This is a genomic window from Pseudomonas sp. P7758 (genome assembly GCF_013386485.1).
Taxonomy (GTDB): domain Bacteria; phylum Pseudomonadota; class Gammaproteobacteria; order Pseudomonadales; family Pseudomonadaceae; genus Aquipseudomonas.
Map to the genome: position 1 here is coordinate 1 of NZ_JACARS010000161.1, position 14,300 is coordinate 14,300.

The window sequence follows — 14,300 nt, forward strand, 5'->3', positions numbered from 1 at the left end:
AGGTACAGCAACACGTCACTGGGCAGGCACAGGCCAAGGGTCAGCGCGGCACGGCGGGAGTGGGAATCAGCACTGCGTTGGGCCAGATCAGACATAAAAGCTGAAACATTCAGAATTATTTAGACGGCCACGGTAGCCGTCTACCTCAATGTTTTACAAGGCCCAAATGATTAAACCTTGGCGCCGTCCTGCATCAGGCGCAACCCGCTGGCCACCGCGCCCACCAGGGCAAACCCGCAGCCCAGCCACAACGCGTACTGCGGGCCGCTGCCCAGGGACAGGTGGAAACACAACGCCACCAGCGAAGCGCCGAGTGTCTGCCCCATCAACCGCGACGTGGCAACGATCCCGCTGGCTCCCCCGCTGCGGGCAATCGGTGCGCTGGTCATGATCGCCTTGAGGTTGGGCGACTGGAAAAAACCGAACCCGGCGCCACACAGGGCCATGCGCCAACCGATGTCGAAGGTCGAGGCGTCGTTGCCCAGGGTCGCCAGCGCGGCCATGCCCGCGCTCAACATCACCAGGCCGATGCCGCACAACAACGCCAGGGAGATACGGTCCGCCAGGCGCCCGGCAATCAGCGCCATCACCGCGACCACCGCCGGCCACGGCGTCATCAGGAAACCGGTGGCCACCTGGCTGTGCCCCAACACGGTTTGCAACAGGAACGGCAGCGACACAAACGCCAGCCCCTGGGCGCTGAACGCGCAAATCGCGGTGAGGGCCGACAAGGTGAACAGCGGGCGCTTGAACAGATCCACCGCAAGCATCGGCGCCGGGTGCCCGGCCTGACGGCGGATCAGCAACAGCCCGCACAGCAGCGCCACGGCGATCAGCCCCAGCGTCAACACCGCCTGCGCACCGTGCACCGCCGAGCCCAGGCCCAGCACCAGCAGGGCAAACAACCCGGCGCAGAGAATTGCCGCCAGCCGGTCGAAGGCATGCCCGGTGATCGGGATCACCGGAATCGCCCGCACCCCGAGCCACAGGGCCAGTGCCCCCAGAGGGAGGTTGATCAGGTACAACCAGTGCCAGGTAGCCACCGATAGAATCGCCGACGCCGCCGTCGGCCCCAGGGTAAAGGCCAGCCCCACCACCAGTGAGTTATACCCCAGCCCCCGGCCGAGGATTTTTGCCGGGTAGATGTGCCGCAGCAGCGCAATGTTGACGCTCATGATTGCCGCAGCGCCCAGGCCCTGCACCACCCGGGCGGCTGTCAGCGTCGGCAGTGACCAGGCCAGCCCGCAAAACAGCGACGCCACCACAAACACCAGCAAGCCTCCGAGGAACACCCGGCGGTGGCCGACCACATCACTCAGGGACGCAAAGGGCAGCACCGCGGCAATGGTCGCCAACTGGTAGGCATTGACCACCCAGATTACCGAAGCGGAGTCGGTGCCAATCCCTTCGGCCAGGGTCGGCAACGCGGTGTTGACGATGGCCGTGTCGAGGGTCGCCATGCCGATCCCCAGGGAAATGGCGACAACCGCCGCTAGACGCTTATCACTGGGCAACCCATCAGCTACTGAAGACATGGACAATCCGCACACGTGGCAAAGGCGTCTAGATTACGGGCAGCGGCCTTTTTTTTCAGCGGGCAAATGCGCGGCTGTCCAAATATTCATGTTCAGGTGCGCCATTTGCCCATCTGCGCCATCTGCACCAGCACCTCGGCCAGGGCGGGCTGCGGCGCGCTATTCAAGGTGACCAGCGCTACACAGCGGCTCGGCCGCAAGGTAGCCGCTGCCGTGACGGCACGACCGCCGAGATCGAACCCACCCAGCACCGCTTCAGGAATGTGCAAGGCGTTCATCAGGTCCAGCACGTCCTGGCCGAGCACCACTTCCTGAGTGCTGGCGGGTGCCGCCTTGTCCAGCGGCGTGGTAGTGCCATGGCCACGCAGGTACGGGGCAACTACCCGAAAGCCCCGGGCGGCCAGGTAGGGTGCGACCTCGGCGAAGCGCTCCAGGTCGCCGTCCGCGCCATGCAGCAAAATGATCGGCCTGCCCTCTTCCGGGCCGGCCTCGTAGTAGCCGATATCCAGCAGGTCGGTGCTGACCTGGCGGATCGTCCAACGGGCGGGCGTCGCCATGACCGGCAGTGACAACGCCACTGAAGCAATGGCGCTGGAAATCAGAAAGCGACGGCGATTGAAAAAAGACATAGGTTTATAGCTCCGAAAAATGCGACACAGAAAGGTCTTCAACGACCCCCACAATCAACTCGCTGCCGATCCAGCCGGCCAACAGCTCACCGGCTTTCGCGACGCCCTGCTCTTCCCCCAGGCGCGCTACCAGAAACTCGCACAACCCGGCAAAACTGCCGTCGCCTTGCAGGTGCACCAAGGCCTGGAACTCCAGCGCATCGACCTGGCGCAAGCGCGAGGTGAACTGGCGGCGCCACACCAGCAGCCCACCGGCCTCGGCCAGCATCAGCGCCTCGGGCGCCGGGGTTTGCTGCCACAATGCCGACCAGATCGCCTCGGCGTTGGTGGTCAGCCCATGGCAGCGCAGCGACGGCGTGAGTTGCAGGCGTGCCGTGTCCCAATCCACCGACGCCAGCACGTCCATGGGCAACGGGCTGGCATCGGCGGCGACAAACGCTTCATTGAGCGACGACTCGATCCAGGCCAGTTCATGCACGTCGGGATTGTTGGGGAACAGTTCGCCCAGGGTCAGGTGAAAACCCTCGGGATAGACGTCCAGGGTCCAGGCATGGGGCGGATGCCGGTCGATATGGCTGACGCACGCGGCCAGGAACGCCTCGTCCCCGACCCAGCGCCGCAGGTTGGGAAACGCCTGTTCCAGGCAACCCACCAATTGCGCGCGGTAGTTGTTCTGATACACCGCCAGTCCCGCGGCCTTGTTACCCAACATCTCGGCCGACTGCTCCGAGGCACTCACCAGCCAGGTATGAAAAGCCTGCTGCCATTGCGCGAGATTCATGAGCGCACCTGCGCACGCTTGTAGGCCTCGGAGGCACCGAGCATGCGGGCGATCGACAGCTCCTCCAGCAGCTCTGCCAGGGGCGGGATCTCGTCATCGCGCTCGATCATCGTGGCGACCGGGCCGAGCAACGCAACGGCCTTGGCATACAAGTCCCAGACGCCATCACACACCGGGCTGTCGTGGCTGTCGATCAGCAAATCGCGGCCCTGGCTATGGCCGGCCAGGTGAATTTGCCGGACCCGCTCGGCCGGAATCCCGTCGAGAAACGCGAGAGCGTCAAAGCAATGGTTGCTGGCGCTGACAAACACATTATTGACGTCCAGCAACAGCTCGCAGCCGGTGCGCCGGGACATGGCGGCGATGAATTCCCACTCGCTCATGGACGCGCCATCAAAGGCCAGGTAGCTGGACGGGTTTTCAAACAGCATCGTGCGGCCCAACACTTCTTGAGCCAGGTCGATATTGGCGCAGACCCGGTCCAGTGCCTCATGGGTGTAAGGCACCGGCAGCAGATCATGGGAGTTGAAGGCCCCACTGCGGGACCAGCTCAAGTGGTCGGACACAAACAGCGGTTCGATCTCGTCCACCAGCGACTTGAGGCGTTTCAGGTAATCGCGATCGAGGCCCTCGGCCGTGCCGATCGACATCGACACCCCGTGCAGCGCCACCGGATACCGCTCGCGAATCTGGCGCAGGATGTGCCGGGGCTGGCCGCCCGCGACCATGAAATTCTCGGAGATCACTTCAACGAAATCCACCGCCACCGGGTTCTCCAGGAACTCGCTGTAGTGTTCCTTGCGCAGCCCCAGGCCATAGCCTGGAAAACGCGGGTTGGGTGTCGGCATCATGTGGTCTCCGTTGCATAAATAGGCGGCGGGCCCAACCTGGGCCCGCCGGGGTGTTACTTCGGTTCGGTAGTGGTGCCGCCCAGCTTCAGGCACTCGGACGGGGTCTTGACGACAACGCCCTGGCCCTTGCAGCTGTTGAGGCCCTTGCAATCGTTCTTGGCCGTGGCGCACAGGCTTTCGCCCTTGCAGTTGTTCACGCCGTAGCAGCGACCCGGCTGTTCCGGCTGGTCGGCGGCGCTGGCGGCCGCCGCGAAGGAAGCGGACGCCATGGCGATCAGGGCGGCAGCAGTGGCAAGGCTCAAGCGGGATTTGATGGATGTGCTCATGGGTATTACTCCTCGGGGTGGGGTTTATTTGATGACGGATGCCGCGTCTTCGATGACCTTCGCCACAGCCTCGGGCTGGGAGATGTACACCGAGTGGCTGGCCTTGATTTCAGTGACTTTCGAGCCGGCGCGCTTGTACATCCAGCGCTGCAGATCGGGGCTCAGGGCACGGTCTTCGGTGGACACCACGGCGTAGGTCGGCTTCTTGTGCCAGGCCGCGGCCCACACGGTGCCGCCGAACAGCGCGGTGGTGGCCGGCACCTGGGAGGCGGCCATGAAGTCGGTGCGGTTGGTGGTCAGGTCGGCAGCAAAATCGGCATTGAACTTGGTGCGATCAAAGAACAGATGCCCGTCGCGGGTCTGCATCACGTCATTGCTCGGCGCCGGCATCGACGACAGCAGCTGGCTCATGTTCTCGCCGACTTCCGGTTGCAGGGCCGAGACATAGACCATCGACTTGACCTTGTCGCGGTCACCGGCAATCGAGATCACCCCGCCGCCGGAGCTGTGACCCACCAGCACCACCGGGCCGACCTGCTGCTCCAGCACTTCGCGGGCCTCGGCCACGTCGGCGGCGAGGCTTTCATGGCCCTGATGCACCACGGTGACCTTGTAGCCCTTGTGAATCAGGATGTCGTGCACCACTCGCCAGCCGGAGCCGTCGACAAAGGAACCGGGCACGATCACCACGCTTTTACCGGTGCCCGGCTGGGGCTTGGCTGCATCGGCGGCCGAGGCCACCAACGGTGTAGCGAGTGCCATGGCGATCGCCAGGGAAGAAAGAATACGCATGCGACTCTCCACAGGCCTTGGGGCCTGATCATTGTTGTGAAAGGGTTAACGGCGTTGGCCGGACAGCACGCGGTCCAGTGACCAGGCCCCGCCGCCATACGCCAGCAGCGGCAGCAACAAGCCCGCCCAGGTCAGGTGGGTCGGCCAGGCGTCGGGGTACACGAACACCTCGATCACCAGGGTCATGCCCAACAGCGCGGCAGCCGCCGGGCGGGTCAGCAGGCCCAGCACCAGCAACAGCGGGAACAGATGCTCGGCGTAGGTCGCCAGGTGCGCTGCCCAGTCCGGCGGCACCAGCGGCAAGGCGTATTCCGAGCGAAACAAGGTGTAGGTCGACGGCTTGAGCTGCAGGAAACCGGTCACCTTGGTGCGGCCCGAGAGGAAAAACACCGAAGCGATCCCGAGGCGGGCCACCAGCAACAGCAGCGCCTCAGGCAGCACACGCTTGAGCACCGCAGGGGCCAGGGCAATCATGGTTGTTCCGTCAGGCTGCCGAAGCCTTTGGGGGTTTTGATCTGGGTGCAGGTGCCTTTGTCCACCAGCACCCAGGCGTTGCCCTGGTAATCCGCCTTGGCGGTGCCGGCGCAGGAAGTCCCGGCACCGGCGGCGCAATCGTTGGCACCGGCGAGGGACACGCCGAAGCATTTTTCCTGAGGCTTGGCATCCTCGGCATGGGCGGTGGCGGCGAAGGCACCGAGGGACAATGCGAGGGTGGCGGCAAGGGCTGCGTAATGGCGCTTCATTGTTGAATCTCCTGGCTTGACTGAATGTGGCCAGGGCGCTTGTGCGGTGGGTGACCGCCTGCGCCATCTGGTAGACAGATTTAAAGCCAGGCGTGTATCCCGTCTGTGTCGCGTTTCCTCCTTCTATTCATGCCGGTGTATCAAGTGGGTGCTGATACACAGTCTGATACACAGCCAAAAAAACCACGCCAAACCACCGCCGTTTTATTCGGCATCCCGAACGACACAATTAGAAATATTCGCCTTTCCGAACACCCACCTTCCCCCGCCTTCGACGACCTCAAAAATCCCCATAAATTTCATACGGTTGTTGTCATCTTTGTTACATGCCAACTGGCATACATTCTGCTACATCAGGTTTTCTAGTAATAAAATGTTTCTAAATTGAAACAGTCTCATCGCCTGAAACCCAACGGCCCCGCGCCCTATAACAACGTCCATGCCCCAAAGGAGGGCGACAACTCTCACCTTTTTGATCGACTTCAACTCTCCAAGCCTGCTGCCGCACGTAAGCACCCAAAAGGGCGAATGGCCTGATCGCCAATAACAAGCCCGACTACAAAAAAGGACAAATTGATGAGTTCGAGCAAATACCCCGCAGTGTCCTTCACGGACCTCGCCCCCCAGGCCCCGGACCACACCGAGAATGCAATCGGTTTCGGCCCCTTTCTCTTGTTGGCGCGCCAGCATGTATTGCTGCGCAACGGCGAGCCGGTGACCCTCGGCAGCCGCGCCTTGTACCTGCTGATCGCCCTCGCCAGCCGGGCTGGCGAGTTGCTGGAAAAGTCCGAGCTGATCTCTTTCGCCTGGCCCAAGGTGGTGGTGGAGGAATGCAACCTGCGCGCGCAGATCGTTGCGCTGCGCCGGGCGCTGGGGGATGACGGCAACTTCAGCTACATCGTCACCGTGCCGGGCCGGGGTTATCGGTTTGTCGCGCCGGTGACGATGCAGGCAGTGAGTGAAGGCGCCATCGCCCAGGCGCTGGTACCCGCCCCGACGGTGGACGTGCCCAACCTGCAACCGCCGCCCAGCACAGTGATTGGTCGCGAACAGCTGATCCTGAGCCTGGCCGACCAGGTACTGAGCCAGCGTTTCGTGACCATCACCGGCCCCGGCGGCATCGGCAAGACCACCGTGGCCCTGGCCGTGGCGCAACTGCTGCAGGGCCGCTTTCACCAGGGCATGTGCTTCGTCGACCTGGCCCCCGCCACCAGCGGCCAATGGGTGGCCGGCATGCTCGCCAACGCCCTGGGCATTCAAAGCGTAAGTGACGAGCCCTTGCAAAGCGTGGCCTCGATGCTCGCCAACAGCCCGTTGCTGCTGGTGCTCGACAACTGCGAACACGTGCTGCAAGCCACCGCCGACGCGGTCGAGGTGCTGCTGCGTTGCGCGCCCCAGTGCTGCGTGCTGACCACCAGCCGCGAGCCGCTGCGGGCCGAGGGCGAACGGGTGCACGACCTCGCCCCGTTGCTGGTGCCGGACGAAGACGTGAACTTGAGTGCCGAGCAAGCCATGACCTGGTCGGGCATCGCCCTGTTCATCGAACGGGTCAAGGCCCTCGACCCCGGCTTCGTGTTCAAGGACACCGACGTCGCCGCCGCCAGCGCCATCTGCCGCAAGCTCGACAGCAACGCCCTGGCCATCGAAATCGCCGCGGCGCGGGTGCGCACCTTTGGCATCCAGGACCTGGTGGGGTTGCTCGACGGCAGCTTCCGCCTGCAAATGACCGGCCGGCGCACCGCCCTCGCCCGCCACCGTTCACTGAGCGCGACCCTGGACTGGACCTACTCGATGCTCACCGGCGACGAACAGGCCATGTTGCGCCAACTGGCGGTGTTCACCGGTTCTTTTACCCTGGACGCGGTCAAGGCCATGACCGCCAGCAGCACCCTCGATGCACGCAATGCCCTGCCCTTGCTGGAAAGCCTGATGGACAAGTCGCTGCTGATCGCCGGTGAATCGCAGTTGCTCAAGCGCTACCGCCTGCTGGAAACCACCCGCGCCTACGCCCTGGAGAAACTCAACGAACACGGCGAAGCCGACGCCACCCGCCAGCGTCATGCACTGTATGCGCTGGGCGTATTGCAGGAAGCCGGGCAGACCCTCGACGGGCTTTCTCCCGAGACCTGGATCGGCCTCTACGGCCCGGAAATCAACACCATCCGCACCGCGCTGGAGTGGGCCTTTTCAGCCTCGGGCGACCTGCCCACCGGCATCGAACTGACCCTGGGCGGTGTGCCTTTGTGGCTGCGCCTGTCGCTGGTCAGCGAGTGCCGTACCTGGGTCGACAAAGGCCTGGCCAGCGCCGCCACCACCCCGCTGCCGCTGCGCCAGCGCATGCTGTTGCAAACCGCCCTGGCCAGCGTGCTGATGCTCACCTATGGCACCGGCGGGCCAATGCGCGAAGCCTGGCGCCAGGTGCGTGAAGACGCCCGCGACCTGGGCGATGCCGAGCACAAGCTGCGGGCGCTGTGGGGCCTGTGGAGTGACCGCTGCGGCTGCAACCAGTACGCCGAAGCACTGGAATTGGCCGAGCGCTACATCAGCCTGAGCCACAGCGGCAACCAGCAACTGCTGGGTAAACGTATGCGCGCGCTGGCGTTGTTTCACATGGGCGACCTGGCCGGCGCCCGACAGAATATCGACGAGGCACTGGGGTCACCGTCAGCCCCGCGCTCGCACATTATCGACGTGCATTTTGACCAGCGCATCGCCGCCCGCTGCCTCAAGGCACAGGTGCAGTTGCTGGAAGGCGATGTCGACCCGGCGCTGCGCCTGATCGGCAGTTGCGTCGATGAAGCCATCACCCTCGATCACCCCGCGACCCTCTGGTACACCCTGTGCCTGGGGGCAATTCCCCTGGCGCTGTTGGCGTCCAACCTGCCCAAGGTGCGGTACTACCTGGGCTTGCTGCAAGACAGCACGACCCAGCAGGACCTGCACATCTGGCGTCAGTTTCGGCTGTGCTTCGAGAGCATCCTGCTGATCCGCCAGGGGTCGCCCGAAGAAGGCGTGCCGTTGCTGGGTGAGGCCTTGCATCACCTGCATGGCCAAGGCGATAGCCAGCTTTATAGCTTGCTGCGTTGTGAATACGCCCTGGGGCTGGCGCGGCTGGGCCTGGAGAAACTGGCGCTGGAGGTGTTGGAAGACACCCTGCAATTGGCGCTGGGCCGGCATGAGCGCTGGTTCGTGCCGCAGATGTTGCGGATCAAGGCGCAGCTGATTCTGCGCCAGGCCCAGTACGGGTCGGTGGACAAGGCCAAGGTGTTGCTGCGCCAGGCGTGGGTGGATGCGCAACTGGCCGGGGCGCATTTCTGGCGGGCGCAGATTGCCAGTGACCTGGCCAGGTTGCAGGAGCCGAAGATGCGGATTGCTTCGTTGCCAAGGTTTCAACACCGGTAGAGGCTGCCGGCATGTAACGGTAAAAAGGGGACGGTAAAAAGGGGACGGTAAAAAGGGGACAGATCTATTTTATAAATAAATCTGTCCCCTTTTCGCTCTTTTTGAACTCCGGCAGCCGCGCTATTGATCCGCTGCATAAATGACGGTTTGCGCACTGTCGGGTACAGCGGGTCGGCGGGTGAAGTAGGTGTCGCCTTCATCCGTATGAATCTCGTATTCAAACTTGCTGGTCGCGCGGCCCGTGGCGGTGGCGTGCTTGATGATCTTCAGCACCCGCTGGAATTTCACACTTTGGGTGCCGTTCTGGCTGGGCCCGGTGAGCACGTTGACGCTTTGAAACCAGCCGTCGTTCTTCTTGTTCGCCACCAGGGCGCCGGTCATGGCTTCAAACCGCTCCAGCCGGGTAAAGCCCCACAATGTCTGCTCTTCCACGGTTTGGCCGAGGGCCGCAGAGCCGGTAAACACGAACAGGTTGATCGCCGGGCTGTCTTCACAGAAGAAATCGTAAGGCACCAGGCCGTCGACCATTTTCTTGCCGGCCACGAAGCCTTTTTTGTGCACCTGAAACATCGCCACCTCCACGCCAATGGCGTCACTGAACATCAGCTCACGCAGGAGAAAAGTCTAAAGGCGCAGGGCGTACAGGGCGGTCAAGCCAATGTAATATCGTGTAAAGATCCCACCCGAGGCAGGATGATTTCCACGCTCAACCCGCCGGACGGCTCGTTGTGCGCCTCGATGGTGCCGCCATGCATTTCCACGGACCTCAAGGCGATCGCCAGGCCCAGTCCGAAACCGGCATCGGTGTCATTCGGGCCACGTTCGAAAGGTTCGAAAATACTCCGCAACCGCAGGTTTTCAACACCCGGCCCCTGATCGGTGATCAACACCCGCAGCCAACGGTTGTCGGGGCTGACCTCCGCCGAAACCCGCACCGTGGTATCAGGCTGCGTGTAGCGCACGGCATTTCGAATGACATTTTCGAAACACCGATACAGCAGCTCGCCACTGGCCCGACTGACAAAGTCCGGACACGCCTGCAAGCTGACACTGCAGCCTTTGATACCCGCCTCGAACTGAGCATCCTCGACAATCACGGCCAGCAATTCGACGATATCCACCGGCTCGCGCTCGATACTTTCGGGGCGGCCCTGCACGCGCGCCAGGGTCAACAGCGCCTCGATCAGCGTGTCCATGCGCGCCGATTCACGCTGGATGCGCCCGAGCATTTCCTGGCGTGCCGGGTCTTGCTGCAACAGCCCGATGGCCACTTGCAGGCGCGTCAACGGTGAGCGCAGTTCATGGGAGATGTCGTGCAGCAGCTGTTGCTGGGCCTCCACCAGCAGCTTGAGCTGGTTGGCCATGCGGTCGCAGTCTTCGGCCAGGTCGACGATTTCATCACGGCGCTTGCCCATCATCGGCCGCACCCGGGTTTCGAAGCGGCCCAGCGCAACGTCGCCCATCGCCCGCCGCAGATAAGCCAGCGGCCACGCCAGGTAGTAGGCCATGTACCCACTGAACAGCGCGCTCATCAGCGTGCCGATGATCAGCGGGATCCAGTGGCCCAGGCGCCCGGGTTCGTGGGGAGGATGGGAAGACCTGAGGGACAGCGCGGCCCCGTCCTTGCTGATGAGCGACTTTTCATAAGCCACCTGCGAGACCGGCGTGCCGGCCAGCAATTGACCGGCACTGTCATAAACGCCAATGGCTTGGCCGTGGGGTGGCTGCCACACCGCCAGGAGCTGGCGGCCCGACTCGACACCGTACTGTTCCAGCAACTGTTCTTCGCTGGCCAGGATCGCATCCAGATGATGGTCCCCGGGGCCCAGGCTGCCCGCCACGAGAATGCTCAAGCCCACCAGGAACGTCAGGCTGGTGGCCAGCCAAAAGGCCAGGAACAGTTTCCAGAACAGCCGGCTGGGTTTCATCATTCGGCGATCAACAGGTAACCGAGGCCACGCACGCTCTGGATCCAGGCCTTGGCATCCGGGCGCGGGCCCAACTTCTGGCGAATGCTGCTGATATGCACGTCGATGCGCCGGTCATAGCGGGTCAACGGGCAGCCCAGGGCATTGAGCGACAGGTCCTTTTTGCTCACCACCTGGCCGGCGCACCGGGCCAGCACTTCAAGCAGGCTGAATTCGGTACTGGTCAGCCCCAGCTCGCAACCGTTCCAACGGGCCTGGCGTTTGCCGGGCCACAGCATCAGGGCGCCGGTCGTTATGACCTCCCCGGTCGGCTGGCCCACGGGTTGCACCCGGCGCATGATCGCGCGCAGGCGCGCCACCAGTTCACCCGGGGAACTGGGCTTGGGCACGTAATCGTCCGCGCCAAGCTCCAGCCCGGTGATCCGGTCGATGTTGTCGCCCCGGGCCGTGAGCAACACCACCGGCACCTGGCTGCTGGCCCGGATACGCCGGAGCACCTCGATGCCCGAGAGCCTGGGCAGCATCACGTCCAGCACCACAATGCTGTAGCGCCCCGACAACGCCTCAACTTCACCCTCCTCGCCGGTGTGCACGCAGGTCGCCTCAAAGCCTTCATGCTCCAGGTATTGGCCGAGCATTTCAGTCAGTTCCTGGTCATCGTCGACTAGCAATACGCGGATCATGGCGAGCTCGTGAAAGGGTACCCCCACAGTATCGCCCAGCCTCATCGCCCCGGGGCCAACCTTTACCTAACTTGACACTTGGTTAACCGCACCAAACCCGCGCCGCTCTTATGCTTGCCGTCCACCCGTCTGGCCGCGTTGTGGTGACCCGTCTGCGGCGAGTCATCCCGGCGCGCTTGCGCTGCTTGTCGATGTGTTCTGGAAAAGATCTTGATGAATTTTTCGCGCCTGCTCTGCTCGGTTGCGCTGCTGCTCAATGTCACACTTGCACACGCTGAAGCCTTCAAAATCTCGGATATCCGTATCAACGGTCTGCAACGGGTCTCGGCGGGCAGCGTGTTTGGTGCCTTGCCGCTGAACGTGGGGGACGAGGCGGATGACCGACGGCTGGTGGATTCCACCCGTGCGTTGTTCAAGACCGGCTTCTTCCAGGACATCCAATTGAGCCGCGACGGCACGGTGCTGATCATCAATGTGGTCGAGCGCCCATCGGTGTCCAGCATCGAGTTCGAAGGCAACAAGGCCATCTCCACCGAAGACCTGCTCAAGGGCATGAAGCAGTCGGGCCTGGCCGAGGGCGAGATCTTCCAGCGCGCCACCCTGGAAGGCATGCGCAACGAACTGCAGCGCCAGTACGTGGCCCAGGGTCGCTATTCGGCCACGGTCGACACCGAAGTGCTGCCGCAGCCGCGTAACCGCGTGGGCCTGAAGGTCAAGATCGACGAAGGCTCCGTGGCCGCGATCCAGCACATCAACGTGGTGGGCAACCACGTGTTTACCGACAAGGAACTGATCGGCACGTTCACCCTCAAGACCAGCAACTGGCTGTCGTTCTTCACCAACGATGACAAGTACGCCCGTGAAAAACTCACCGGGGACCTGGAACGCCTGCGCTCCTATTACCTGGACCGTGGTTATATCAACATGGACATCACCTCGACCCAGGTGTCCATCACCCCGGAAAAGAAGCACGTCTACATCACCGTCAACATCAACGAAGGCGAGAAATACACGGTGCGTGACGTGAAGCTCAGCGGCGACTTGAAAGTGCCCCAGGACCAGCTTGAAGCCCTGTTGCTGGTGCAGAAAGGCCAGGTGTTCTCGCGCAAGCTGATGACCACCACCTCGGACCTGATCACCCGGCGCCTGGGTAACGACGGCTACACCTTCGCCAACGTCAACGGCATGCCCACGCCCCACGATGAAGACCACACCGTGGACATCGTGTTTGCGGTCGACCCGGGCAAACGGGCCTACGTGAACCGCATCAACTTCCGTGGCAACACCAAGACCGACGACCAGGTGCTGCGCCGGGAAATGCGCCAGATGGAAGGTGGCTGGGCGTCGACCTACCTGATCGACCAGTCCAAGGTTCGCCTTGAGCGCCTGGGCTTCTTCAAGGAGGTCAACGTCGAAACCCCGGCCGTGGCGGGGGTCGACGACCAGCTTGATGTGAACTACGCGGTCGAAGAACAAGCGTCCGGCTCGATTACCGCCAGCGTCGGTTTTGCCCAGGACGCCGGGCTGATCCTCGGCGGTTCGATCACCCAGAACAACTTCCTGGGCACCGGGGATTACGCCAGCCTGGGCCTGACCCGCTCGCAGTACCAGAGCAAGTACAACATTGGCTTTACCAACCCCTACTTCACGCCGGACGGGGTGAGCCTGGGCTATAACGCGTTCTACAGTGCCACCGATTACAACAACTACTACGACGATGGCAGCGGTGTTTCCTACTACTCCATCAACAGTTACGGCCTGGGGGCCACACTCGGCTACCCGATCAATGAAACCTCGCGGTTGAGTTTCGGCCTGACGGTGCAACACGACAGTATCGACCCGGGCATCTACAGCTCTGATGAGATCTACGATTTTCTTCAGCGCGAAGGCAGTGAGTTCACCAACTTCAAGGCCAACCTTGGGTGGTCGGAGTCGACGTTGAACAAAGGCGTGATGCCGACCCGTGGTTACTCGCAGAACCTGAACCTGACGGTGACGCTTCCGGGCAGTGACTTGAGTTTCTACAAACTCGATTATTCCGGGCAGACATTTGTGCCGATCACCAATTCGACGACGCTGCGTTTGCATACCAAGCTCGGTTACGCCAACGGGTACGGCTCGACGGACGGCCTGCCGTTTTATGAAAACTACACGGCCGGGGGTGAAGGTTCGGTGCGCGGGTTTGAAAGCGGCACGCTTGGGCCGCGCAGTACGCCGGCGACCGGGGCGTATGCCAGTGCGGGCCAGCAGTACTACAGCGACCGCAGTCCTGAGGCGTTGGGGGGCAACATCCTGATTACCGGGGGGGCGGAATATCTGTTTCCGATGCCGTTCCTTAAAGATAATAAATCGGTGCGTACGTCTGTGTTCTGGGATGTGGGTAACGTTTATTCGGACAAGTGTGCCCTCAGTACTACCCAGGGTTGTAATGGGGTTGACCTGAGTCAGCTGGGTGCATCTGTGGGGGTTGGGGCTACGTGGTACAGCCCGTTGGGGCCGTTGAGTATCAACCTGGCGTTGCCGGTTCGTACGCCGGAGAATGCGACCAAGCAGGTGTTCCAGTTCTCCATGGGGCAGAATTTCTGATCTGCCTGGGTACATATCCGTTTTTGCGGTTATGGCCGCTATTG

13 protein-coding genes are annotated in these 14,300 nt (G+C 62.6%); 2 read left to right on the plus strand and 11 right to left on the minus strand.

Going from position 1 to position 14,300, the window contains the following annotated elements; genetic code table 11:
• Window positions 1–170: 170 nt before the first annotated feature.
• The 8 genes from HX873_RS28330 to HX873_RS28365 form a co-directional block, all read right to left on the minus strand.
• The gene (locus tag HX873_RS28330; RefSeq protein ID WP_177123531.1) at window positions 171–1,535 is read right to left on the minus strand and encodes an MFS transporter; all 1,365 of its coding nucleotides are present in this window, start codon (window positions 1,533–1,535) and stop codon (window positions 171–173) included.
• A gap of 92 nt (window positions 1,536–1,627) precedes the next feature.
• Window positions 1,628–2,164, minus strand: a complete 537-nt coding sequence (locus HX873_RS28335) for an alpha/beta fold hydrolase (RefSeq protein ID WP_177123532.1) — start codon at window positions 2,162–2,164, stop codon at window positions 1,628–1,630.
• 4 nt (window positions 2,165–2,168) lie between these two features.
• Window positions 2,169–2,945 (minus strand): DNA-binding domain-containing protein, encoded by a 777-nt coding sequence (locus HX873_RS28340; RefSeq protein ID WP_102368640.1) that lies wholly within the window; start codon window positions 2,943–2,945, stop codon window positions 2,169–2,171.
• Window positions 2,942–3,793 (minus strand): DUF692 domain-containing protein, encoded by an 852-nt coding sequence (locus tag HX873_RS28345; protein WP_177123535.1) that lies wholly within the window; start codon window positions 3,791–3,793, stop codon window positions 2,942–2,944. Before HX873_RS28345 ends, HX873_RS28340 begins: the two co-directional genes overlap by 4 nt.
• A gap of 56 nt (window positions 3,794–3,849) precedes the next feature.
• Window positions 3,850–4,122, minus strand: coding sequence for a hypothetical protein (locus HX873_RS28350; protein WP_003211275.1), 273 nt, complete (start codon window positions 4,120–4,122; stop codon window positions 3,850–3,852).
• Window positions 4,123–4,146: 24 nt separating this feature from the next.
• Window positions 4,147–4,914 (minus strand): alpha/beta fold hydrolase, encoded by a 768-nt coding sequence (locus HX873_RS28355; RefSeq protein ID WP_003211274.1) that lies wholly within the window; start codon window positions 4,912–4,914, stop codon window positions 4,147–4,149.
• A gap of 45 nt (window positions 4,915–4,959) precedes the next feature.
• Window positions 4,960–5,388, minus strand: coding sequence for a DoxX family protein (locus HX873_RS28360; protein WP_003211272.1), 429 nt, complete (start codon window positions 5,386–5,388; stop codon window positions 4,960–4,962).
• Complete coding sequence (locus HX873_RS28365; protein ID WP_003211270.1) at window positions 5,385–5,657, minus strand: DUF2282 domain-containing protein; 273 nt, start codon at window positions 5,655–5,657, stop codon at window positions 5,385–5,387. Before HX873_RS28365 ends, HX873_RS28360 begins: the two co-directional genes overlap by 4 nt.
• A 576-nt stretch (window positions 5,658–6,233) precedes the next feature.
• Here HX873_RS28365 and HX873_RS28370 point away from each other — a divergent pair.
• The gene (locus tag HX873_RS28370) at window positions 6,234–9,059 is read left to right on the plus strand and encodes a winged helix-turn-helix domain-containing protein (protein ID WP_177123533.1); all 2,826 of its coding nucleotides are present in this window, start codon (window positions 6,234–6,236) and stop codon (window positions 9,057–9,059) included.
• A 120-nt stretch (window positions 9,060–9,179) separates the two neighbouring features.
• Here the strand turns inward: HX873_RS28370 and HX873_RS28375 are convergent, their stop codons facing one another.
• The 3 genes from HX873_RS28375 to HX873_RS28385 all read right to left on the minus strand — a co-directional run bounded on the left by HX873_RS28375 (window position 9,180) and on the right by HX873_RS28385 (window position 11,670).
• Window positions 9,180–9,629 carry a hypothetical protein gene (locus tag HX873_RS28375; RefSeq protein ID WP_177049478.1) on the minus strand — a complete coding sequence of 150 codons (450 nt, stop codon included), beginning with the start codon at window positions 9,627–9,629 and terminating at the stop codon, window positions 9,180–9,182.
• Window positions 9,630–9,709: 80 nt separating this feature from the next.
• Complete coding sequence (locus HX873_RS28380) at window positions 9,710–10,990, minus strand: ATP-binding protein (protein ID WP_177023417.1); 1,281 nt, start codon at window positions 10,988–10,990, stop codon at window positions 9,710–9,712.
• Window positions 10,987–11,670: a response regulator transcription factor gene (locus HX873_RS28385; protein WP_008430480.1), complete on the minus strand. Its 684-nt coding sequence runs from the start codon at window positions 11,668–11,670 to the stop codon at window positions 10,987–10,989. The genes HX873_RS28380 and HX873_RS28385 overlap by 4 nt, the downstream gene beginning before the upstream one ends.
• A 213-nt stretch (window positions 11,671–11,883) precedes the next feature.
• Here HX873_RS28385 and bamA point away from each other — a divergent pair, with 213 nt between their 5' ends.
• Window positions 11,884–14,256: an outer membrane protein assembly factor BamA gene (gene bamA / locus HX873_RS28390; protein ID WP_177123534.1), complete on the plus strand. Its 2,373-nt coding sequence runs from the start codon at window positions 11,884–11,886 to the stop codon at window positions 14,254–14,256.
• Window positions 14,257–14,300: the final 44 nt, after the last annotated feature.

What these genes read in the sequence shown, in the direction of transcription:
- HX873_RS28340 (WP_102368640.1), bottom strand. Translation starts at nt 2,945, where the DNA reads ATGAATCTCGCGCAATGGCAGCAGGCTTTTCATACCTGGCTGGTGAGT.
- bamA (WP_177123534.1), top strand. Translation starts at nt 11,884, where the DNA reads ATGAATTTTTCGCGCCTGCTCTGCTCGGTTGCGCTGCTGCTCAATGTC.
- HX873_RS28345 (WP_177123535.1), bottom strand. Translation starts at nt 3,793, where the DNA reads ATGCCGACACCCAACCCGCGTTTTCCAGGCTATGGCCTGGGGCTGCGC.
- HX873_RS28385 (WP_008430480.1), bottom strand. Translation starts at nt 11,670, where the DNA reads ATGATCCGCGTATTGCTAGTCGACGATGACCAGGAACTGACTGAAATG.
- HX873_RS28330 (WP_177123531.1), bottom strand. Translation starts at nt 1,535, where the DNA reads ATGTCTTCAGTAGCTGATGGGTTGCCCAGTGATAAGCGTCTAGCGGCG.
- HX873_RS28350 (WP_003211275.1), bottom strand. Translation starts at nt 4,122, where the DNA reads ATGAGCACATCCATCAAATCCCGCTTGAGCCTTGCCACTGCTGCCGCC.
- HX873_RS28365 (WP_003211270.1), bottom strand. Translation starts at nt 5,657, where the DNA reads ATGAAGCGCCATTACGCAGCCCTTGCCGCCACCCTCGCATTGTCCCTC.
- HX873_RS28360 (WP_003211272.1), bottom strand. Translation starts at nt 5,388, where the DNA reads ATGATTGCCCTGGCCCCTGCGGTGCTCAAGCGTGTGCTGCCTGAGGCG.
- HX873_RS28355 (WP_003211274.1), bottom strand. Translation starts at nt 4,914, where the DNA reads ATGCGTATTCTTTCTTCCCTGGCGATCGCCATGGCACTCGCTACACCG.
- HX873_RS28380 (WP_177023417.1), bottom strand. Translation starts at nt 10,990, where the DNA reads ATGATGAAACCCAGCCGGCTGTTCTGGAAACTGTTCCTGGCCTTTTGG.
- HX873_RS28335 (WP_177123532.1), bottom strand. Translation starts at nt 2,164, where the DNA reads ATGTCTTTTTTCAATCGCCGTCGCTTTCTGATTTCCAGCGCCATTGCT.
- HX873_RS28375 (WP_177049478.1), bottom strand. Translation starts at nt 9,629, where the DNA reads ATGTTTCAGGTGCACAAAAAAGGCTTCGTGGCCGGCAAGAAAATGGTC.
- HX873_RS28370 (WP_177123533.1), top strand. Translation starts at nt 6,234, where the DNA reads ATGAGTTCGAGCAAATACCCCGCAGTGTCCTTCACGGACCTCGCCCCC.